23 protein-coding genes and 1 riboswitch are annotated in these 19,958 nt (G+C 32.2%); of the genes, 11 read left to right on the top strand and 12 right to left on the bottom strand.

The window, feature by feature from the left end:
* Positions 1-33 precede the first annotated feature (33 nt).
* The 6 genes from OEW74_RS08380 to OEW74_RS08355 form a co-directional block, all read right to left on the bottom strand.
* Complete coding sequence (locus tag OEW74_RS08380; RefSeq protein ID WP_265428037.1) at positions 34-1,806, bottom strand: AMP-dependent synthetase/ligase; 1,773 nt, start codon at positions 1,804-1,806, stop codon at positions 34-36.
* Positions 1,806-2,822: an NAD-dependent epimerase/dehydratase family protein gene (locus OEW74_RS08375; protein WP_265428036.1), complete on the bottom strand. Its 1,017-nt coding sequence runs from the start codon at positions 2,820-2,822 to the stop codon at positions 1,806-1,808. Before OEW74_RS08375 ends, OEW74_RS08380 begins: the two co-directional genes overlap by 1 nt.
* Before the next feature lie 403 nt (positions 2,823-3,225).
* A complete protein-coding gene (locus tag OEW74_RS08370; RefSeq protein ID WP_265428035.1) occupies positions 3,226-4,017 on the bottom strand; it encodes an alpha/beta fold hydrolase in 792 nt (263 codons plus the stop codon).
* Positions 4,018-4,102: 85 nt separating this feature from the next.
* Positions 4,103-4,828: a pyridoxine 5'-phosphate synthase gene (locus tag OEW74_RS08365; protein ID WP_265428034.1), complete on the bottom strand. Its 726-nt coding sequence runs from the start codon at positions 4,826-4,828 to the stop codon at positions 4,103-4,105.
* Entirely contained in the window at positions 4,825-5,817 is a 993-nt protein-coding gene (locus OEW74_RS08360; RefSeq protein WP_265428033.1) for a hypothetical protein, read from the bottom strand. Before OEW74_RS08360 ends, OEW74_RS08365 begins: the two co-directional genes overlap by 4 nt.
* Before the next feature lie 47 nt (positions 5,818-5,864).
* A complete protein-coding gene (locus tag OEW74_RS08355) occupies positions 5,865-7,130 on the bottom strand; it encodes a mechanosensitive ion channel family protein (RefSeq protein ID WP_265428032.1) in 1,266 nt (421 codons plus the stop codon).
* 117 nt (positions 7,131-7,247) lie between these two features.
* Between OEW74_RS08355 and OEW74_RS08350 the strand changes: the two genes are divergently transcribed.
* Positions 7,248-7,739, top strand: a complete 492-nt coding sequence (locus OEW74_RS08350) for a DUF456 domain-containing protein (protein WP_265428031.1) — start codon at positions 7,248-7,250, stop codon at positions 7,737-7,739.
* 9 nt (positions 7,740-7,748) lie between these two features.
* Positions 7,749-8,228, top strand: coding sequence for a hypothetical protein (locus tag OEW74_RS08345; RefSeq protein ID WP_265428030.1), 480 nt, complete (start codon positions 7,749-7,751; stop codon positions 8,226-8,228).
* A 6-nt stretch (positions 8,229-8,234) separates the two neighbouring features.
* Here OEW74_RS08345 and OEW74_RS08340 read toward each other — a convergent pair whose 3' ends face one another.
* Entirely contained in the window at positions 8,235-8,879 is a 645-nt protein-coding gene (locus OEW74_RS08340; RefSeq protein WP_265428029.1) for a uracil-DNA glycosylase, read from the bottom strand.
* A gap of 366 nt (positions 8,880-9,245) precedes the next feature.
* Between OEW74_RS08340 and OEW74_RS08335 the strand changes: the two genes are divergently transcribed.
* The 3 genes from OEW74_RS08335 to OEW74_RS08325 all read left to right on the top strand — a co-directional run bounded on the left by OEW74_RS08335 (position 9,246) and on the right by OEW74_RS08325 (position 11,650).
* Positions 9,246-9,782: a YceI family protein gene (locus tag OEW74_RS08335; RefSeq protein WP_265428028.1), complete on the top strand. Its 537-nt coding sequence runs from the start codon at positions 9,246-9,248 to the stop codon at positions 9,780-9,782.
* 28 nt (positions 9,783-9,810) lie between these two features.
* Positions 9,811-11,082 carry a hypothetical protein gene (locus OEW74_RS08330; RefSeq protein WP_265428027.1) on the top strand — a complete coding sequence of 424 codons (1,272 nt, stop codon included), beginning with the start codon at positions 9,811-9,813 and terminating at the stop codon, positions 11,080-11,082.
* Between the two features lie 67 nt (positions 11,083-11,149).
* Complete coding sequence (locus OEW74_RS08325) at positions 11,150-11,650, top strand: hypothetical protein (RefSeq protein ID WP_265428026.1); 501 nt, start codon at positions 11,150-11,152, stop codon at positions 11,648-11,650.
* A 90-nt stretch (positions 11,651-11,740) separates the two neighbouring features.
* On the opposite strand, the gene OEW74_RS08320 is transcribed toward OEW74_RS08325, so the two are convergent.
* Together OEW74_RS08320 and OEW74_RS08315 are read right to left on the bottom strand one after the other, a co-directional pair.
* A complete protein-coding gene (locus OEW74_RS08320; RefSeq protein ID WP_265428025.1) occupies positions 11,741-12,043 on the bottom strand; it encodes a hypothetical protein in 303 nt (100 codons plus the stop codon).
* Positions 12,044-12,052: 9 nt separating this feature from the next.
* Entirely contained in the window at positions 12,053-12,556 is a 504-nt protein-coding gene (locus OEW74_RS08315; protein ID WP_265428024.1) for a GNAT family N-acetyltransferase, read from the bottom strand.
* Between the two features lie 248 nt (positions 12,557-12,804).
* Here OEW74_RS08315 and OEW74_RS08310 point away from each other — a divergent pair, with 248 nt between their 5' ends.
* The 6 genes from OEW74_RS08310 to OEW74_RS08285 all read left to right on the top strand — a co-directional run bounded on the left by OEW74_RS08310 (position 12,805) and on the right by OEW74_RS08285 (position 18,033).
* The gene (locus tag OEW74_RS08310; protein ID WP_265428023.1) at positions 12,805-14,952 is read left to right on the top strand and encodes an endonuclease MutS2; all 2,148 of its coding nucleotides are present in this window, start codon (positions 12,805-12,807) and stop codon (positions 14,950-14,952) included.
* A 5-nt stretch (positions 14,953-14,957) separates the two neighbouring features.
* Positions 14,958-15,449: a YcxB family protein gene (locus OEW74_RS08305; RefSeq protein WP_265428022.1), complete on the top strand. Its 492-nt coding sequence runs from the start codon at positions 14,958-14,960 to the stop codon at positions 15,447-15,449.
* Between the two features lie 65 nt (positions 15,450-15,514).
* Positions 15,515-15,793 carry a hypothetical protein gene (locus OEW74_RS08300; protein ID WP_265428021.1) on the top strand — a complete coding sequence of 93 codons (279 nt, stop codon included), beginning with the start codon at positions 15,515-15,517 and terminating at the stop codon, positions 15,791-15,793.
* Positions 15,790-16,449, top strand: coding sequence for an ATP-binding cassette domain-containing protein (locus OEW74_RS08295; protein ID WP_265428020.1), 660 nt, complete (start codon positions 15,790-15,792; stop codon positions 16,447-16,449). Before OEW74_RS08300 ends, OEW74_RS08295 begins: the two co-directional genes overlap by 4 nt.
* Before the next feature lie 33 nt (positions 16,450-16,482).
* Positions 16,483-17,280 carry a hypothetical protein gene (locus OEW74_RS08290; protein ID WP_265428019.1) on the top strand — a complete coding sequence of 266 codons (798 nt, stop codon included), beginning with the start codon at positions 16,483-16,485 and terminating at the stop codon, positions 17,278-17,280.
* Positions 17,281-17,358: 78 nt separating this feature from the next.
* Positions 17,359-17,537, top strand: a riboswitch (cobalamin riboswitch).
* A 112-nt stretch (positions 17,538-17,649) separates the two neighbouring features.
* The gene (locus OEW74_RS08285) at positions 17,650-18,033 is read left to right on the top strand and encodes an acyl-CoA thioesterase (RefSeq protein WP_074229813.1); all 384 of its coding nucleotides are present in this window, start codon (positions 17,650-17,652) and stop codon (positions 18,031-18,033) included.
* 120 nt (positions 18,034-18,153) lie between these two features.
* Here OEW74_RS08285 and OEW74_RS08280 read toward each other — a convergent pair whose 3' ends face one another.
* The 3 genes from OEW74_RS08280 to OEW74_RS08270 form a co-directional block, all read right to left on the bottom strand.
* Positions 18,154-18,384 carry a hypothetical protein gene (locus OEW74_RS08280; RefSeq protein WP_265428018.1) on the bottom strand — a complete coding sequence of 77 codons (231 nt, stop codon included), beginning with the start codon at positions 18,382-18,384 and terminating at the stop codon, positions 18,154-18,156.
* Positions 18,385-18,457: 73 nt separating this feature from the next.
* Entirely contained in the window at positions 18,458-19,048 is a 591-nt protein-coding gene (locus OEW74_RS08275) for an HD domain-containing protein (RefSeq protein WP_265428017.1), read from the bottom strand.
* Positions 19,026-19,718: an XAC2610-related protein gene (locus OEW74_RS08270; RefSeq protein WP_265428016.1), complete on the bottom strand. Its 693-nt coding sequence runs from the start codon at positions 19,716-19,718 to the stop codon at positions 19,026-19,028. The genes OEW74_RS08275 and OEW74_RS08270 overlap by 23 nt, the downstream gene beginning before the upstream one ends.
* Positions 19,719-19,958: the final 240 nt, after the last annotated feature.

The raw sequence follows: 19,958 nt of genomic DNA, 5'->3' as shown, positions 1-19,958 counted from the left end.
ACCTTTTGTCTCAACCTAAATCTCAACCTCAAATTAATACATTTTCTCAATAATATCTGCATATTTTTTCAGCACGATATTTCGTTTGATCTTCAAAGTTGGGGTGATTTCTCCGCTACCAATTTCAAATTCGGCAGGCATTAAAGTAAATTTTTTCACCTTTTCGAAATCAGAAAGATGCTGTTGTAATTCGTTTATTTTCTCTTTGTAAAAATCGATTATTTCTTTCTTTTTTACCAATTCTTCCCAATTGGTAAACGAAATATTTTTTTTCTTAAGATAATCGCTCAAAAACTCAAAATTTGGAACAATTAAAGCCGAAACAAATTGTTTACCTTCTGCGATCAAAACAATTTGCTGGATGAAATTATTATTGGTCAACAAATTTTCGATCATTTGCGGGGCAATATATTTTCCGTTGGATGTTTTCATCAGGTCTTTGATTCTGTCGGTAATAAAAAGATTCCCTTTTTCATCAAACTTTCCGGCATCACCGGTTTTGAACCAACCATCCTGAGTGAAAACTTTTTCGGTGTCTTCGGGTTTATTGTAATATCCCTTCATAATTCCGTTTCCTTTTGCCTGAATTTCGTCTTGTTCACCAATACGAATTTCTACACCCGGCAAAGGTTTTCCACAGCTTCCATGTTCAAAATTTGTGAAAGGAAAAGCTGTTAAAGTCGCGGTAGTTTCCGTAAGGCCGTAACCAACGGTAAGATGAATGTTCACCGATTCAAAAAACTGAGTAACTTCCGGCGACAAAGAAGCGCCACCACAAGGCATAAACCAAAGTCTACCGCCCATTTTTTCTTTAATCTTGCTGTAAACCAGCAATTCTGCAAAGTTTTCTTTTATTTTTAAACCGAATGGAATTTGTTTTTCTGTTCTTCTAAACTCTCCGGTTTGTTTTCCAATCTCTAAAGCCCAATTAAATATTTTCTTTTTTAGCGATGAACCTTCTTCTGCTTTTTCTAAAACTCCAGCATACACTTTCTGGAAAAATCTCGGTACCGCACACATCATCGTTGGCTTTACTTCTTCCAAAGCTTTGGCAATACTTTTCGGATCTTCCAGGAAATAAACTCTTGCACCTCCGTATAAACAAAGCAAGCTCCAGCTTCTTTCGAAAACGTGCGTTAAGGGTAAAAATGCCAATGAAAGTTCTTCTTCGAAATTTTTAAATTTAAAAAACTCAAAATGCGCATCGAATGCTTTAGTGAAATTTCCATGCGTTAACATCACTCCTTTTGGCATTCCTGTAGTTCCGGAAGTATAAATAATAGTGGCTAAATCGTCTTCATTTTTAGAAATAACTTCAAGTTCCGGAGAAGATTTAGCAATAAAATCTTCAAGGTAAAAACTGCTGAATTCTTTCTTAATCCACACTGCTTTTTTAGAAACAATAATTGTTTTAAGCGGATTATCGATGCTTTCTTTTTTCAAAATTTCAAGACAGCCATCATATTGTACCTGATCTCCGACCAAAACAATTTTTGCACCCGAATCTTTCAATATAAATTCTGCCTGCTCTGCATTGTTGGTAGAATAAATAGGAACTGTAATAGCACCAATCGACATAGCAGCAAGATCAAATATCATCCATTCTGCAGAATTATCTGCATAAATTGCTACTTTATCATTTTCCTCAACACCTGAATCTTTCAGCGCATTGGCGGTTTTAAAAACAATTTCGCCAAATTTTTTCCAGCTCAATTCTTTCCAGCCCTCCTTTTTTTTGAAACCTACTGCCGATTTTAAAGGATGCTTTTCTATATTTTTTTTAATAATTGCCTCTGCAAGATTCATTATTTTTTGTTCAGCTTTTTGTCGTTAATATAATTGTTGAGATGAAAATCGATGCTTTCCTGTACCGGAATAAATTTAAAATTCAATTGATCCTTAATTTTCTGATTAGAAATCACATTGAGAGAAGAAACTGCATCAATATTTGACTTGGTGGCCATTTTCAGTTGAGGAAAAACCCATCCGAAAAACCAATTGGCAATTCTTCCGATTTGCAAAATACTTTTTGAAAGAATTCTGGCTTCTTTTAACCCTAATTTTGTTCTGATCTGTTTTCCAAGATCAGCGTATTTTTTACTTTCAGAAACGATGATAAAACGTTCTCCGAAAGCATTATTTTCCATTAGCTGGATTGAAATTTCAGCCACATCTCTTACGTCAACATAGCTTGTTCCGCCAGAAAAAGTAAAGCTGTTGTTTTCAAAAGTCGGAAAAATATCGCCGCTGCTTTTTCCCCAGTTTCCGGTTCCGATAATCATTCCGGGATTGATGATAATTGTGTTTAAACCCTCTGCAGAAGCTCTCCAAATTTCCATTTCAGAAAGATGCTTTGAAATGGCATAAGCCGAATGTTCTTCTTTAGGATTAAAGTCTGAACTTTCGTCGAGCTCGCCTTTTTCATTCAATAAATCGAGCACAGCAATTGAACTTACGTGAAGAAATTTTTCTACTGTAGAATTTTCACAGGCAAAAAGAAGGTTTTCTGTAGCCTTAATGTTGGTGTGATACATCTCTTTCTCATCTTTCGGATGAAAACTTACTTTTGCAGCACAGTGATAAACTTCAGTAACTTCATTTAAGGCAGATTCAACAGCATTAATATCATCAAAATCGACATCAATCCATTCGATTTTATTGAAAAAATCATCCGGATTTTCGGTATAAAACTGATAAGAATGTTTTACTTCATTGATGTTGCTTGAAGGTCTTTTTGCAGCACGCACTTTTTTACCTTTTTTCAAAAGCTCTAAAACAATGACTCTGCCTAAAATTCCTGTTGCTCCTGTTACAAAAACCATGAATTTAACTCTAATTGATGACCTTCAAAATTGGGTCGATTTTATTTTTTATAAAGAATTGATTTGAGTTGAATTTCAACCGAAAAACAATTTGTGCAAATTTGCAACTTTTTCAGTCAAAACTCATTAGATTTTCATAATTATTCAGATTATCTGAGGTCATAAAAAAAGGAAACCTAAGTATTAAGTTTCCTTTCTGATATAAATTTGTTAAATATGAATTCAATATTAAAACATATCAAGTTTGTAAAATATTTTTATTAAAATAAAAATTAAACAATCAATTATTTTTCATAAAGCAAATACTATTATCAACTTGACAAATCTAATATACGATAAAATAATTCACAATATTTAAAAATAAAATAATTGGGAAAAATTTAACAATATTTAAAACAGATGTTTAATTATTTAAATTCAGAAAATCTTTTAATACAGTTGCAAAATCTACGGGATTATCTGCCTGAACCCAATGTGCAGCATTTTTGATTTTCACAAACTGAGCTTTTGGAAACTGCTGTTTAATAGAAAACTCATCCTGCGGTAAAATATAATTTGATTTTTCACCGGCAATAAATAAAGTTTCACCTTGAAAAACTCCATACTTGATTGCATTAGAAACAAATTGATTGTATTTTTCTGCAAGCGTTTTCAGATTAAATCTCCAGTTAAGTTTTTTACTATCACCAGACTCTTCCCAATACAGATTTTTAGCTAAAAACTGAATCGTTGATTTCTCAGGAATATATTGAGTTAAAACCGCTTCAACATCACTTCTGGAAGTAACGGTATTAAAATCTACCATTTCCAGAGCTTTGATAATTCCCTGATGATGCGGCGGATAAGCTTTTGGAGAAATATCCACAACGATTAATTTTTCTACTTTTTCAGGATAATTAATGGCAAACTGCATAACAGCTTTTCCACCCAAAGAATGTCCTAAAACGTGAGCTTTTTCAATTCCGTAATGATTCATATAATTGGCAATATCATCTGCCAAATCATCATGCGACATCTCTTCAGAATGAAAGCTTCTGCCATGATTTCTTAAATCAATCAAATGAATTGGTAAAAAATCGCCCAATTCTTTTCCGAAACTTCCCCAATTATCAAGCATTCCAAACAAACCGTGAAATACTAAAAGCGGTGTTGACGACAAGTTTTCGCCAAATATTTTTGAATGTAAAATTTCCATATTTTTTATAAGATGTTAGAAATTAGATATTAGAAGTTAGTAAAACAGTGCGCAAAACTAATTTCTAATATCTAACTTCTAGTTTCTATTTATCCCATTTTGCTAATCTTTTTAAATACGCCTGAACCGTGTTTTCCATTCCCATGTACAAAGCTTCAGAAACCAAAGCATGACCAATAGAAACTTCTAAAAGGTTTGGAATATTGTCCGCAAAATATTTTAAATTTTCTAAACTTAAATCGTGACCTGCGTTGATTCCCAAACCAAATTCAGCAGCTTTTACAGCCGTTTCATAATAAGGTTTAATCGCTTCTTCTTTATTGATCGTATAATTTTTTGCATACGCTTCTGTGTACAATTCGATTCTATCAGTTCCGGTTTTTGCAGCATATTCTACCAATTCAGGATTAGGATCAAGAAAAATAGAAGTACGGATTCCTGCATTTTTAAACTCAGCGATAATCTCTTTTAAAAAATCAAAGTGTTTTTTAGTATCCCAACCTGCATTTGACGTAATAGCATCATCTGCATCCGGAACCAGAGTAACTTGTTCAGGTTTTACATTTAAAACCATGTCGATAAATTCTCTGTGAGGATTTCCTTCAATATTATATTCAGTCGTTACCAAAGGCTTCAGATCATATACATCTTTTCTGGTAATGTGTCTTTCATCAGGTCTTGGATGAATGGTGATTCCGTGTGCACCAAATTCTTGAATTTTTATTGCAGCCTCAGTTACGCTTGGTGTTTCACCGCCTCTTGCGTTTCTTAAAGTGGCAATTTTATTAATGTTTACACTTAGTTTTGTCATTTATTTGTAAGTTTCTGGAAAACAGTCTTGATAGACAAAGCATTGAGAGGAAATTCTGCAAGAACATGCATCATGCTAAGTAAAAATAAAACCGTCAAACCTGTTTGATAATTATACAGATACAAAGCTATTGATAAAATCCAAATTCCTAAAACCAAAATCATTTTTTTTAAGCTTAATGTCTTTGTCCACCCAATAATTGAGGTCTTAGAAAACCAATTTAAATAGTGATAAGTATAAGCGAAAGCAATAAATATCTGTGCTTTTAGAAAGAATATTTTTTCAGATTCTTTATCAGTTCCTAATAAAAAAACAAACGATTCATTTATATATTTAAAACTTGTAGCAGTATAGACTTTTTCTCCACCCATCGTAGATTGAAGAATAAAATTTTCGAATGGCAGAAAATAAATAGCAAAAGGGACAACAAAAAGCAGAATAAGACTTATAAGGCTTACAATATTAGGAGATTTAAAATATCCCATCAGCATAAATAATCCCGTAAAAAGGTAAACATGCAGAATTGTAGGTAAAAATAGCCCTAACAAAACAAACACACCTACTTTTACATAAAACAAGAACAAGGTAAACCCTATTAAAAGTATAAGAAATATTTTTAATAAAACCGATTTTGATATATACAAAAGATATACACAAAATAAGAAGAAAAGAAACAAAAGCAAACCTGAGATACCGGCTCTATAAGAAGTGAAAATATTAAATGAATTAAGCAGAATAAAAACAATAATAAACACAGACAAAGCAATAAACACAGACAAAGCAATAAACAGGAAAATGTATTTTCTTGTTGGAAGAAAAAAATCTTTCTTATTAAGCCAGTGCAACTCTGTAAGATAATGCAATGGCCCCAAAACTGCATAGGAAAATAAAAAAGTTTCGAAAGGCAATACACAAGCGATCAACATTGAAAGCATAAGCATCAAACAATTTAAAAGCTCAATATTATTTACCCCAGACTTAACATTCATTGAATTCAGATTGTTGTTAAAACGCCAAAGATACCTATTTTCTATTATCAGACTTTTAACCCTATCTGCATAATCTGAAGATCAAATTCTTTTGATGCAACCAATAAATGATCAAAAATATCTGCCTGAATTTCCTCAAAACGTTGCCAATTCGAATCATTGGTAAAACAATAGACCTCCATCGGAAGACCTTGTGTGGTAATTTCTAACTGACGAACCATAATCGCACTTTCTTTATCGATTTCAGGATCATTTTCCAGATATTTTTGTGCATAATACCTGAAAACTCCAACATTGGTAAGCTGTCTTCCGTTAATCACTTTATCTTTATGGTTGATTGATTCTTTTTCCTGATTGATTTCAGAAGTTTTATCATTCAGATAATCTGAAATAAGATTGATTTCTTTTAAACGTTCAATTTCTTCATTATTTAAAAATTTAAAAGAATTGATATTAAAGAAAATAGATTTTTTAATTCTTCGGGTATTCGATTCAGACATTACCTGAAGATTTTTTATCTCAGTAGTCAACAAATCGTACGTTGGAATGGAGGAAATTGTTTTATCGAAATTGGCAATTTTCGTAGTTAACAAACTGATATCCAAAATATTTCCTTCGATATTATATTTAGGAATTCCGATCCAATCGCCTACTTTCAAACTTTTAGAAGTCGCTACGTGAATACCCGTTACAAAACCCAAAATAGTGTCTCTGAAAACCAAAACCAAAACCGCCGTTATCGCTCCTAAACTTCCAACAATTGTAGTTCCTTTAATACCAAAAATCACACAAATGCTTACGACAGTAAAAATAAAAATCCCCAGAATCTTTACCGTTTCTGAAATAGCATTGATTGCCATCACTTTATAATAATCCTGTTGAATTGTGAAATAATATCTAAAACCTGTTAAAGAGCGATAGAGCATTCCGGCGAGGATAAGAACCATACCTAAATTAACCGAACGATGAATAAAAACTGTGGTTTTGGTAAGCGCACCTACAAAAATAAATTCATGCATTGAAGCAATAAAACTCAATGCTATAAAATGTGCAACCGAATTAGTAATCTTCGACTGATAAACAGATTTTAAAACAGGAAATTTATTTTCGTTACGAAAAAACCGAAAAGTATAATTGATGATGAGCTTAAAAATAAAATCAAACAATAAAAAAATAGCAATCAGCAATCCAATCTTAACAATAATATGAAAAATCCAGTCCATTCCTGATGGAGAGATTTTACTTACATAAATATAAAGTTGTTCACTAGTTTCCTGAAAAAAACTTTTGGTATCTTTTATTTCGTCTTTCATTACAACAAATTTAGGAAATTTAGGAATGATTTTGGTTTATAAATCTCAATATTATCAGCAACTATCATCCCAAAAATTAAAATATATTTAAATTAGTTTATATTTAATTCAATCATAATGGATACCACTTTAATTAGCTTCATCAGCATCATTCTTTTAATTCTTGGAATTTTAGGAACTTTCTTACCCGTTTTACCTGGTCTTGTTTTAAGTCTTGCCGGATTGTTAATTTATAAATACGGGACAGATTCTGATCTTTCGGTTCTTTACATTTGGGCTTTCGTGATTCTGACTCTTGCTTCTGCGGTTTTAAATTATGTAATCCCTGCAAAAACTAACAGAAAATATGGTGGAACACGGTGGGGAAGCATCGGATCGGTTATCGGTACCATTGTAGGTATTTTCATTCCAATTCCTCTCGGGTTTTTGGTAGGAATGTTTGCCGGAGTTTTTATTGGTGAACTTTTACACGACAGTAAAGACATGAACAAAGCATTAAAATCTACAAAAGGAGCTTTTATTGGTTTTATTTATGGAACAGGATTTAGTTTAGTTGTAGGAATTGCAATGCTTTTAGTTGTAATTTTAGACATCGTTAACGTCATATAATTTATAAAAATGTATAAAAATATAATCATAGGTTTAAGTGTTGTCAGTTTAGTAAACTGCAATGCACAAAAAGAAACCACAAAACAAACTACAACCCAACAAGCTACCATTGTGAACGAAACACCTCTAAAAAAAGAAGGTAAGATTATCTATTTCCGTGAAGGAGAAAATAAATTCTTGCAGGAATTCCAGATGAATGTCACCTTCAAAAACATTGCAGAAGATAGCCGCTGTCCTGAAGGAACACAGTGCGTTTGGGCAGGAGTTGCCGTTGCGAATATTGAATTAATGAGCACCACAAGCAGACCTATGACTTTACAGTTCTCAACCGCAGAAGTTAAAGGTAAAGATTACCACAAAACGCAGTCATTTAACGGATACACGATTTCTTTAAAAGAAATTACACCTCATCCTACAGCACAAAATGGTACAAAATCTCTCGCAGGATTGTATAAAATAGGAATTGAAATCACTAAAGAAAATAACTAAAAATATTTACCAGGAAATCTGTTTCTTACCTTTTGAAGCAAGATATTCGTTAATTTTCGAAAAAGGTTTGCTTCCATAAAAACCTCTGTACACAGAAAAAGGTGATGGATGCGCCGATTTTATAATAAAATGTTTAGCCGGATTGATTAATTCGGCTTTTTTCTGTGCAAAAGCTCCCCACAAAACGAAAACTACATTTTCTTTTTTATCTGAAATTTCTTTAATAATAAAATTGGTAAACTTTTCCCAGCCTAAATCTTTGTGAGAGTTTGGGGAATGCGCACGAACGGTTAACGTTGCATTTAATAACAAAACACCTTGTTTTGCCCAGTCATCTAATTCTTTTGAAGTTCGCTCTACACCTACATCGTCTTTTAATTCAGTGAAAATATTTTTAAGCGAAGGTGGCGCTGTAACCTGTTCTGAAACTGAAAAACACAAACCATTTGCCTGAAAATCGTTGTGATAAGGATCCTGACCAATAATTACCACTTCCACATCTTCAAAAGCAGTTAATTCCAACGCTCTGAAAATCTGATTTTTCGGAGGGAATACTTTTGTTGTTGCATACTCTTGTTTTACTTTTTCCCAAAGTTGAGTAAAATATTCTGTGCTTTTTATTGGGGCTAAAATTTCTGTCCAGTTTGCCATATTCATTCTGTAAAATCCTCTTCAAAGATATTAAACTTCTGCCTATTTCACTTAATAAATTAACGATTCAAGCTAAAACTGACAAGAAATTCCTACTGACTTTCATCACAAAAATTCGTCATCAGTTTTGTATGATTTATTTTTTCAATAAAAACAATTCACAAAAACTAACTAACATTCGTTAGGTTAAATTATTTATTAATAAAAATGATAATCATAATTGATTTTCATTAAAAAATATTCAAATACAAAAATTCATAAGATTATTATCATATTAAATTATTAGTGATATTTAACCAATAACACGACCTTTACCATAAGAAAAGTGACAAACATTTAATAAAATAATCAATAATTTTTAAGAATATGGAAAATTTAAGAACATTCTTGAATGCAACAATCGTATGCGGAACTTTGCTATTTTCTCAATTTGGAATTGCTCAAAAAATAAATCAAAAAACGACTTCGATTATCATCAACGGAACTTCTTCTCTTCATGATTGGGAAATGAATGGTTCTTCGGCTACTTTTTCAGGAACAGTCAATGGAAACGCAATCTCAAATGCAACATTTACCATTCCTGTAAAAAATATTACCAGCAAAAAAGGTAAAATGATGGATAATAAAGCTCATTCCGCACTTAAAGCAGATAAGTTTCCTACTATTTCTTTCAGTTCATCATCAATCGCTGTTGGAAAAAGCAATCTTAGTGGTAAAATGACCATCGCAGGAGTTTCTAAAAACGTAACATTTCCTGTAACTGTCGTAAAAAATGCAAACACTTACACCATCAACGGAACCGAAACACTTAAACTTTCAGACTTCGGAATGGAAAGACCCGGATTTATGGGAGTAAAAACTGGAGATGTAGTCACTGTAAAAGTGAACATTATAGCAGAGTAATTTGAATAAACTTAAAAAAATAAACATTATGAAATCAACTACTATAAAAATCGGACTACTTGGAGCAATACTACTCACAAGCCTTGTAAATGCGCAGCAATTCCCTTTAGACAATCTGAAACCGAGAGATCAGCGAGGAATCAATATGTTTGAAAATCCGAAAGATTCTGTGACCACTTTTGAAAAACTAAAAGTAAGAGTCGGCGGAGCTTTTGCTCTTCAATTTCAAGGGTTGAAACACGAAAGCGGAGCTGACCAAACTGTTCCTGCCACTCAATTGTACGATATTGGAAACAACTTTAATCTTCCGACGGCCAACCTAGATTTAGACGTTGCGTTATATGATGGTATTAATTTACATCTGAGAACATTTCTTTCTTCTCGTCACCACAATGAAACCTACGTAAAAGGTGGTTACATTCAGATTGATAAATTAGATTTCATCCAAAAAGATTTTTTAAGTGATTTTATGAAACATGCAACCATTAAATTTGGTCATGATGAAATTAACTACGGTGATGCGCATTTCAGAAGAAGCGACAATGCTTATACCACACAAAACCCGTTTGTAGGAAATTATCTGATGGATGCTTATGCAACGATGATTTTTGCCGAATTATATTACCGAAAAGATGGTTTCATAGGAATGGGTGGTGTTACCAACGGAAGACTTAATCAGAATGCAACAGGAGGAACAAGTCCGTCAGTTTATGCTAAATTAGGTTATGACAAGCAACTTAACAATGATTTGAGAGTACGTTTAACCGGATCAGTTTACAACGCAGCAGATACTCAAAGACTCGATTTTTACGATGGCGACAGAGCCGGATCTAGATATTATTTTGTAATGGAAAATGCAGCAGCAACTTCTTCTTCAAACTTCAGATCTGGGCAAATAGTTCCGGATTTCAAAAACAAAGTGATTTCATTTATGATTAATCCGTTCGTAAGATATAAAGGTCTTGAGTTTTTCGGAACTTTTGAAAATGCATCAGGAAGAAATTTCACAGAAACCGACAGAAGAACCTGGAATCAATATGCAGCAGAACTTTTATACAGATTTGGAAATGATGATAATCTTTATTTCGGAGGTCGATACAATATGGTAAAAGGCAAACTGGCAACCGGAGACAAAGTAGATGTTACAAGATACAATGTTGGCGGAGGTTGGTTTATGACTAAAAATATTCTTGCCAAAGTAGAATATGTCAATCAAAAATACAACGGCTATCCTACAACAAGCATCTTAAATGAAGGCGGTTTCAACGGGTTTGTTTTGGAAGCAGCAATATCTTTCTAAACTACATAACCAGAATCGGGGGAATATTTTCCGACAGCTACTTCCCCCGATTTAAAAAACCAGAATTATGAAAACTTCAGCTACTATGATTCTGTTTTTTCTCGGAATTTTTATTTCTGCACAGGAAAATTTCGTTCAGATTAACGGAAATACAAACATCAACAGTTTTAAGTGTATCAATACGTCTTTTAAAATATCAAATCTTGCCTTAAACTTAAGCAATAAGCAACTTCCAAATCTCAGTCTAAAAGTAGATGACTTTGATTGCCATCATAAAATAATGACTTCAGATTTCAAGAAAACGCTTTCTGCAGATGAACATCCTTACTTAAATATAAAATTTCTGAATATTGATAAAAACAAAAATATTTACAACACCCAAATTGAAGTAAGGATGATGAACAAAAGCAAAATCTACAATATCACCCTTTGTATGGAAAACGGAAAACTCACCGGAAAAAGAACCGTGAAGTTCAGTGATTTCAATATAAAACCTCCGAAAAAAATGGGCGGAATGATTGTTGTAAAAGACGATTTAAATTTAGTCTTCGCATTGGATGCCACTTAAAAGAAAAACATTCTATTAATAATTTTATACTTTCAAATCAATCGAATTTGGTTAATATTGAGAAGGTCTGTTGCGTTTGTGACAGGCTTTTTATTTAATCGGTTTTAATCTTAAATATCTGTCTTTTCCAAAAGTAATATAGTATAAGCCGAAAAAAGGATTGGTTCCACTCAAGTTATATCGAAGAACTTCATTTTCTCTAATCGTAAAATTTATTTTATTTGAACCGCACCAATCAATCTTTGCCCTCAATTCATATTCTCCTGCTTCAACTTCAAACTCTTTAGATTCTCCATCTCTGATTGTTCCTATTTTTTCATTTCCTAAATAAATCTCTATAGACCTTATTAAATTTGAAAATTCTGTTGTGCGGTTAATAATTATTTTTGCCATTTTATTAAATTATTTCTTTAAACTAAAAACCAAATTTTCAGGAAAACCTTCATCAACCCTCCCCTCTTCCAAAGTAAATTGATGTTTTAGAAGTAATGACTTTGAATTTTCATTAAATTTATTGGTGAAAGCTAAAATTTCATTTAAATATAATTCCTTAAAACCAAAATTCAAAACTGCTTTCAAAGCTTCAAACATTATTCCTTTCCAGTGATAATCAGGTAACAATTCATAGCCAACTTCGGCAGTTTTTCGATCTTCAGAAAAATTCCACAGACAAATTGTTCCTATAAGCTCCGGTTGATTTTTTAAAGAAATTCCCCAGAAAATCGTTTCTTTATTTTCAACTCGTTGTTTAATTGTTAAAATAAAACTCAACGCATCATAGTTGTTTTGTGGCGGAATTCTTTTTAAAAACTTATTGATTTCCGCATTACTGCGGATCTTCAGAATATCTTCTGCGTGATTTTCGTTGATTGATTTTAAAACTAATCGTTCGGTTTCCAGTTTCATATTTCAAAAGTAATAAAACCATATTGAAGTTAGTTGAAAATTGAACCATTAAGACAGTTTAAGAAGTTAAGGTCATTAAGGAAAATCAAATAGATCTTTTTAAAGCAAAAATGTCAAAATTGAAAATCAGCTTACTATCCTTAACTCTTTAATAAAACCTTAATGGTGAAAATTTAAAAATACATTTTCAAATTCTCAAATTACCTCATTTTCAAATTAATTTCACATTTTCTCACTAAATTTGCACTGTGTATATAAATAAAGAAGATTTAGACGAACTAGAATTTCCGCAATTGCTTGCGGAAATTGCTCCTTTTGCATATTCTCCGAAGACGAGAGATAAAATCCTTGAACTTCGTCCGATGGAAATTGACGAAGCAGAAGTTTCATTAAAAAAAACTTCAGAATATTTATCAAGTTTTGAAAGTTCGAATGCGATTCCATTTGATGAATATGAAGATATTGAAACTGAGCTAAAAGTAATGCTGATCGAAAATTATCGATTGGAAAATTCTGCTTTTATCAAAATAAAAACATTAACGGAGCAAATCGGGAAACTGCAAAAGTTTTTCCCAACAATGCCCGAAACTTTTCCTAATTTGATTAAGGATGTTTCTGCATTAGAATTTAAAAAGGAAATCATTGATAAAGTTGATAAAGTTTTTAACCGTTTTGGTGAAGTAAAAAGTGAAGCTTCTCCGATTTTGAAAGAGTTGAGAACAGAAATTCAACATGCTAAAAAAGCGATTACAGAAAATTTCAACAGGGCTTTGTTCAATTACGGACAAAGTGAATTTCTAGATGATATTCGAGAAACGATTATTGATGACCAAAGAGTTTTGGCGGTAAAATCTGCATACAAAAAAAGAGTCGCAGGAAGAGTTTTAGGACTTTCAAAAACAGGTTCTATCACTTATATGCAGCCAGATTCTGTGGTAAAGCATCATTTTAAACTTAAAGAAAGTCAGGAAGAAGAGAAAAAGGAAATCGATAAAATTCTGAGAAAGTTAACTGCAGAATTGGCAGAATTTCAACCTCAGCTTTGGAGATATCAAATGTATATTTTCGATCTTGACTTAACGAGAGCCAAATCGAAGTTTGCAGAGTTAATTAACGGTGTTTTACCGAAAATCAACCGTCATAAAACGTTACGATTAAGAGAAGCTTTTCATCCTTTGTTGTTTTTGAGAAATAAAGCGGAAAACAAAACTATTTTCCCACAAACATTAAGTTTAACGGATCACAACAGAATCATCTGTATTTCCGGACCGAATGCAGGAGGAAAATCTATTACCCTGAAAACTGTAGGATTGCTTCAATTAATGATTCAGAGCGGAATTTTAGTTCCGACACATCCGAAATCTGAGATGTTTTTCTTTGATAAAATAATGACCGATATTGGGGATAATCAATCTATTGAAAATCACCTTTCGACCTATTCATCAAGATTGAAGAAAATGGGTGGGATCATCCGTGAAGCCGATGCAAATACGCTTTTACTGATCGACGAATTTGGAACTGGTTCTGACCCTGAATTGGGTGGTGCTTTGGCTGAAAGTTTCCTTGAGTTTTTCTATGATAAGAAAAGTTTTGCGATTATTACGACGCATTATACCAATATCAAATTGGTTGTAGAAGAGCTTCCGAATGCGCAAAATGCGGCAATGCTTTTCAATGAAGAGACACTTGAACCGATGTACAAACTGGAGATCGGACAAGCCGGAAGTTCGTTTACGTTTGAAGTTGCTGAAAAAAATAAAATCCCAAGATTTATAATTCATTCTGCTAAGAAAAAAGTGGAACATGATATTGTGAATTTAGATAAAACGATTGTAAAGCTTCAACAGGAAAAATACGAAGTTGAAAAACTGAAAACTGATCTTGCCGAAAGAAAAGAATCGGTAAAAGATAAGCGTGATAATCTGCAAAAACTGAATGAGCAGCTACAGCAAAAGCTATTCAATTTTCAGAAATTGTACGAAGATGAGCATCGTAAGCTTCAGTTCGGAACTAAAATAGAAGGCTTCATCGACAGCTATGTAAAAGGTAAATCGAGGAAAGATGTTGTGAAAGATTTCGTAAAAATTCTGGAGCAGGAAAAATTCAGAAAGATTGGTGCAGATAAAGATGAAACTAAACGACTTCAGGTGGTAAAAAGAAAAATTACCCAACAACTGAAGAAGGAAGAAGTTATCGAAAAGATTACTGAAACCAACGAAAAAATCGAAGAAAAACGTAAAACCGACCGCGCTGTCTGGATGAAAATCGGGCAACGTGTGAGAATTACCGGAAGTACAAGTGTAGGAACGATTGAAAAAATCTCGAGAAATAAAGTGACGGTCAATTACGGTACTTTTAAGACAACGATTGATGCAGACGAACTGGAAAGGATTTAATCAAAATGATAACAGCAAAAACCCATATTACATTTAAGGATTTTTTGAATTTTAATATTAAGAATTCAATGCCGAGAATTATTATTTTCTCTTTCATTATCCTTTTATTCTTGGGTTTAAATTTTTACAATACTGAAAATGATACGCAGAATATTTTGAAATCTGCATCGATTTGGTTTGTTGTGGCCTTTATTTTTATCATCATTCGTTCTTATTTCCGTTTGAAAAATGCTTTTTATTCTAACAAGAAAATTCAGGAAGAAATTACCTATACTTTCACTGATGAAAAAGTTTTTACAAAAGGCGAAACTTTCGATGGCGATTTCACTTGGAATACAGTCTACAAAATAAAAGAAACCAAAGACTGGTTTTTGATTTATCAAAGTAAAACGACGATGAATATGGTTCCGAAAAAAGACTTTTCTCATAGCCAGATTTCAGAACTCAGAAACATGATTAAAAATAGCAATGTGAAAGCAAAGCTTTTAAATAATTAATTTTAAAACAAAAGAGAGCGCCAAAATAATGATGCTCTCTTTTGTTTTTATTTCTATTTTTGAACATGCTTGTCAATCTTAAAATATTGTGGATTTTTTACAGGAAACTTCTTATTCCGGGAGTTATATTTTCGATATTAGCCTCCATTCCTGCAGGAATAGATTTTAAAAATTTTAGTTTTGGTTTTTTATTTATTTTCTCGTTGATGCATTATTTCATCTATGAATTAAGACTGAAAAACGAATATCTTTTCTATGCCAATTTTGGATTTTCAAGAATATCACTTTGGATGATTACAGTTAGTTTTAGTATTATCTTACAACTTATTTCGGCTATTCTATGAGCAAGCTTCACATCGACAGTATTACAAAATCTTTTGGTGAAAAAGATATTCTGAAAGATATTTACTTAAGCTGTGAAACCGGAAATATTTCAGGACTTTTAGGAAGAAACGGTTCCGGAAAATCAACTTTATTTCAAATTATTTTTGGAACGATTAAAGGTGATACACAATATATAAAATTCGATAATATAATTTTAAAAAATCAATCTGGCCGAAAAAACAGAATCGCTTATTTACCTCAATATTCATTTTTACCGAGAAATATAAAGATCAAAAATCTTATTTATTTGTTTTGTGATAAGGAAAACAGTACAAAAATTTCTCAATCGAGATTTATTCAACCATTTTTAAATGAAACTCCGAATACACTTTCAGGAGGAGAGCTCAGAATTGTAGAAGTTTTGCTGATTATTTATTCTAAAGCAGAATTTATTTTGCTGGATGAGCCTTTTCACAGCCTTTCTCCAAAAGCAGTAGCTGAAATAAAAACAATTATTAAACAACAAACTGATAAAGGTTTTATTATTTCGGATCATCAATATCATGATGTTTTAGATATTTCAGATGATATTTTTCTTCTTTCTGATGGTCATTTAAAACCAATTAAAGATTTAACAGAATTGAAAAGGTTTAATTATCTTCCAAAAAATATTTAATTTATATCTTTGAGCCATAAATATTCATTTACAATGACTTTCATCTACAAAGCAATCTATTTATCGATATTCAGTATTTTTTCTTGTACTTTAATCAACGCCCAAGATAAAGTTCCTTTTGGTGTTGTAAAGGCCGAAGAAGGCTATGCAATGGTACGTGTACATAAAGAAGATTACCGCAAAATCGTTGATAAAATCAGGATGAAAAGAGGTGATGTTTTTGTATATGTAAAACCCGCTCCCGGAGAAACTGAATGGATCTGGATAAAATATCCTGAAAAAGAAGAGCTTCCGAAACCATTTGTGAGATACGATAGTCTTAATAAAGAAGGAATGGTGAATAAAGGTCGTATTGCATTTATCGATCAGCTTCCAAAATTTACTCCGGTATTATCTAAAAACGGAAGATCGATTACTTTTACCGACAATAATAATCAAAAAATACCGACTGCTCAAAGAACGAAAGTGGTGATTGATATTTATCCTTCAAGCGCAAAATTTAAAAAACAGGAAAAAGATGCAGAAGGAAATATCGTTAAAATAGACAAACAAAAAACCTGGGGACTTGGAAAGGAGCTTCCTGAAGATCTAAAGGAAATAAAATCAATCCGTGTACAACAACCCGGAAGAGGCTCTGTTTTCGTAAGAGAAGCGATTAAAAACATGTTTAATCCTACAATGGATTTTGAAAACATGGGAGTTACTTCAATTGATGACGATCATATTTTTCTTTATATGATTAATGGTTCGGGTGAACACAGATACACTACTTTCTGGACAATTAAGGAAGGTAGAGCAATCAGCCAGATTATTTACAGCAACCCGGAATAATTCTTTACCATATATTCTTTTATTATTCTTATTTTTGCAACCGAAAAGTCTTTAGCTTTTAGCATATCGCTTTATGCTGATATTTTTCGGGAAATTGGTTCTGTTTAACTACAGATTAAAAGGGAATCGTGTGAAAATCACGAACTGTCGCGCAACTGTAAGTAACCGAAGTCTTTATAAAAAACCACTGTGCAAAAGCATGGGAAGGAATAAAGATGTTACAAGTCAGGAGACCTGCCTTTTTCTTTAGACAAAAACTTTCGCGATTTGAAGTTGATTGATCTTATAGTCTTTTCAGGAATTTCATGTTCCTGAATAATTCTGTTGGTTCCAATATCATTTCATTTTCGCTTTAATTAATAATGAAATATGACTACAGAAGAAAGAATTCAATCATCGGAAACCAGAATTTTCAAAGCCGTTTTCCCTAATACAACCAATCATTACGACACGCTTTTTGGAGGAACCGCTATGCAATTGATGGATGAAGTTGCCTTTATTACCGCAACAAGATTTGCAAGAAAACGCGTAGTAACCGTAAGCAGCGATAAAATCGATTTTAAAAAACCTATTCCTGCAGGAACGATTGTAGAATTAATCGGAAAAGTTTCACACGTTGGAAAAACGAGTATGAAAGTGAATGTTGAGATCTACACCGAGCAAATGTATTCTTACGAAAGAGAGAAAGCCATTGTGGGAGATTTTACTTTTGTGGCGATTGATGAGTTTAAGAAACCAATTCAAATACTATAAATAAAGAATTTCGGCGACCTTCGGTCGCCGAAATTCGATTTTAAATTCAAATGTTTTTTTCGCAGTTTCGGTGGGCCTTTGGCCCACCGAAACTTTTTATAATTTTGTAAAATAATCAATTTATTCCTCTAAAATTTCAAGACGGATATCTATAGGAATGGTCGTTATTATCAATATATGATTGTCTTCATCTCTTACTTCTACATCAGCAGTAGAAAAGCTTCCATCAGGATTTTTTTTCTTAACTATAATATCTTTAGCACTGAGAAATTTCTTAGGAACGATAAGCGTATAATTATTTTCACTTTGATGATATTGTAATTCTTCCCGATTGTAATCTTTTGTTTGCATAACTTTTTTAATGTATCAAAAACAATCTGCAGACCAAAAATTTAAAAGTTCTTTATTTTAATGATATGTTTTGTTATTTTGCTACTTTTTCAGATTCTAGATTAAGATTCATCAGATAATGAAAAGCTTCACCCATTTCGTCTGAAGCTCTGCTGATTGCATTTTCAAGCATATTTCTTATTTGAAGTTCCGTAACTTTAGCTTCAGTCCAGCTTTTTCCGGAGGTGTAAGAGTTGAGAATAAAAGGCATAATTCTGTCGATAGCGCAAGCAAAAATGGCATCGGGAGTTTGCTCTTCTTCAAATTCAAGCCAAAGATTAAAAAATTCTGAACGAATGGGCTCGTCTAAAATTCCGAAAATATTCTGAGCAGATTGTTTTTCTCTTTCAAATTTCCCAATCATCGCTGCTTCATCAAAAAGAAAAGTATCACCTGCTTCAATTTCCACCAAATCATGAATAGAAAGCATTCTGATCACTCTCAACAAATCGATATCTGCTCTGTTTTTGGCGTAAGGAAAAAGAATTTGGGCTAAAATAATAATCTGCCACGAATGTTCGGCTGTGTTTTCTCTTCTGGAATCATCTGCATTGTAATTTCGTCTCTGCACATTTTTTAATGCGTCTACTGCAAGGATAAAATCAATTTCTTTCTGTATTTTCATTTTCTTCTTTAAAATATAGTTCTCTAGGATAGATTGTCGTTTTTGCAAACCACTTGTAATCTATAAATTCTCTTTTTACGGTTGTCACTTTTTTAGAATCTCTTGTATCTTCTTCAAATTCTAATACTTTTAATAATCCTCTTTCGGGGACCAATAAATATTCTGAGGTAAGATTCCAGCAACATCCATTTTTTAGATAAGCAATAATTCGTTGATGTTCTGGATCTGTTTTAAACATTCCGGAATTTGAACGCACAAGATTCGTCAGTTCATCATTCAACACAAACTGCTGTTTAGAATTATCATTCAAATATACTTCATAAAAAGGACTTTGATGATTCGTATTTCCGTTTCTAATGGCAAGATCTTCCGCTCCATCAAAATTAAAATCACCAAAAACAACCGAATTTTTCAACGAATCAAAAACAGGTTTTTGGTTTTCATTTAAATCTAAATAAAAATCACTGGAAGAGAAACTTTGATATTTCTTCATTGTATTTTTATCGTAAAGATCAACTATTGCTTTTCCACTACATTTCCTTTCAGTACACGTCTCTATGTTGACAACAACATTAAAGCTTTTGGAAACATTGATTAACTCAAAATAATTTTGCGCACTACAAAGTCCTCCTAAAAGAACGAATGTCATTAGAAATTTCTTGTAATTCATGGTTGGTAGTTTTTATAATTTTTCAAATTAAAACCCGAAAAATCTATAACAAATATAAAAATTTGAGCTCAAATATTCAGTTTATTTCTAATATTTAATAATAGTTCAAAATCATGAATGAAAATTATTAGTCTGATTTTCAGTTATTTAAATTTATTTTAAAAATAATTTCACTACTTTGTATTGCATATTACCATTTTAATTACATATCTTTGTAATGTAAAATCGGAATAGGTTCAA

Source organism: Chryseobacterium sp. YIM B08800 (assembly GCF_026163565.1).
Classification (GTDB): domain Bacteria; phylum Bacteroidota; class Bacteroidia; order Flavobacteriales; family Weeksellaceae; genus Chryseobacterium.
This window is presented reverse-complemented; position numbering and strand designations above follow the sequence as displayed.

What these genes read in the sequence shown, in the direction of transcription:
- OEW74_RS08380 (WP_265428037.1), bottom strand. Translation starts at nt 1,806, where the DNA reads ATGAATCTTGCAGAGGCAATTATTAAAAAAAATATAGAAAAGCATCCT.
- OEW74_RS08375 (WP_265428036.1), bottom strand. Translation starts at nt 2,822, where the DNA reads ATGGTTTTTGTAACAGGAGCAACAGGAATTTTAGGCAGAGTCATTGTT.
- OEW74_RS08370 (WP_265428035.1), bottom strand. Translation starts at nt 4,017, where the DNA reads ATGGAAATTTTACATTCAAAAATATTTGGCGAAAACTTGTCGTCAACA.
- OEW74_RS08365 (WP_265428034.1), bottom strand. Translation starts at nt 4,828, where the DNA reads ATGACAAAACTAAGTGTAAACATTAATAAAATTGCCACTTTAAGAAAC.
- OEW74_RS08360 (WP_265428033.1), bottom strand. Translation starts at nt 5,817, where the DNA reads ATGAATGTTAAGTCTGGGGTAAATAATATTGAGCTTTTAAATTGTTTG.
- OEW74_RS08355 (WP_265428032.1), bottom strand. Translation starts at nt 7,130, where the DNA reads ATGAAAGACGAAATAAAAGATACCAAAAGTTTTTTTCAGGAAACTAGT.
- OEW74_RS08350 (WP_265428031.1), top strand. Translation starts at nt 7,248, where the DNA reads ATGGATACCACTTTAATTAGCTTCATCAGCATCATTCTTTTAATTCTT.
- OEW74_RS08345 (WP_265428030.1), top strand. Translation starts at nt 7,749, where the DNA reads ATGTATAAAAATATAATCATAGGTTTAAGTGTTGTCAGTTTAGTAAAC.
- OEW74_RS08340 (WP_265428029.1), bottom strand. Translation starts at nt 8,879, where the DNA reads ATGGCAAACTGGACAGAAATTTTAGCCCCAATAAAAAGCACAGAATAT.
- OEW74_RS08335 (WP_265428028.1), top strand. Translation starts at nt 9,246, where the DNA reads ATGGAAAATTTAAGAACATTCTTGAATGCAACAATCGTATGCGGAACT.
- OEW74_RS08330 (WP_265428027.1), top strand. Translation starts at nt 9,811, where the DNA reads ATGAAATCAACTACTATAAAAATCGGACTACTTGGAGCAATACTACTC.
- OEW74_RS08325 (WP_265428026.1), top strand. Translation starts at nt 11,150, where the DNA reads ATGAAAACTTCAGCTACTATGATTCTGTTTTTTCTCGGAATTTTTATT.
- OEW74_RS08320 (WP_265428025.1), bottom strand. Translation starts at nt 12,043, where the DNA reads ATGGCAAAAATAATTATTAACCGCACAACAGAATTTTCAAATTTAATA.
- OEW74_RS08315 (WP_265428024.1), bottom strand. Translation starts at nt 12,556, where the DNA reads ATGAAACTGGAAACCGAACGATTAGTTTTAAAATCAATCAACGAAAAT.
- OEW74_RS08305 (WP_265428022.1), top strand. Translation starts at nt 14,958, where the DNA reads ATGATAACAGCAAAAACCCATATTACATTTAAGGATTTTTTGAATTTT.
- OEW74_RS08300 (WP_265428021.1), top strand. Translation starts at nt 15,515, where the DNA reads ATGCTTGTCAATCTTAAAATATTGTGGATTTTTTACAGGAAACTTCTT.
- OEW74_RS08295 (WP_265428020.1), top strand. Translation starts at nt 15,790, where the DNA reads ATGAGCAAGCTTCACATCGACAGTATTACAAAATCTTTTGGTGAAAAA.
- OEW74_RS08290 (WP_265428019.1), top strand. Translation starts at nt 16,483, where the DNA reads ATGACTTTCATCTACAAAGCAATCTATTTATCGATATTCAGTATTTTT.
- OEW74_RS08285 (WP_074229813.1), top strand. Translation starts at nt 17,650, where the DNA reads ATGACTACAGAAGAAAGAATTCAATCATCGGAAACCAGAATTTTCAAA.
- OEW74_RS08280 (WP_265428018.1), bottom strand. Translation starts at nt 18,384, where the DNA reads ATGCAAACAAAAGATTACAATCGGGAAGAATTACAATATCATCAAAGT.
- OEW74_RS08275 (WP_265428017.1), bottom strand. Translation starts at nt 19,048, where the DNA reads ATGAAAATACAGAAAGAAATTGATTTTATCCTTGCAGTAGACGCATTA.
- OEW74_RS08270 (WP_265428016.1), bottom strand. Translation starts at nt 19,718, where the DNA reads ATGAATTACAAGAAATTTCTAATGACATTCGTTCTTTTAGGAGGACTT.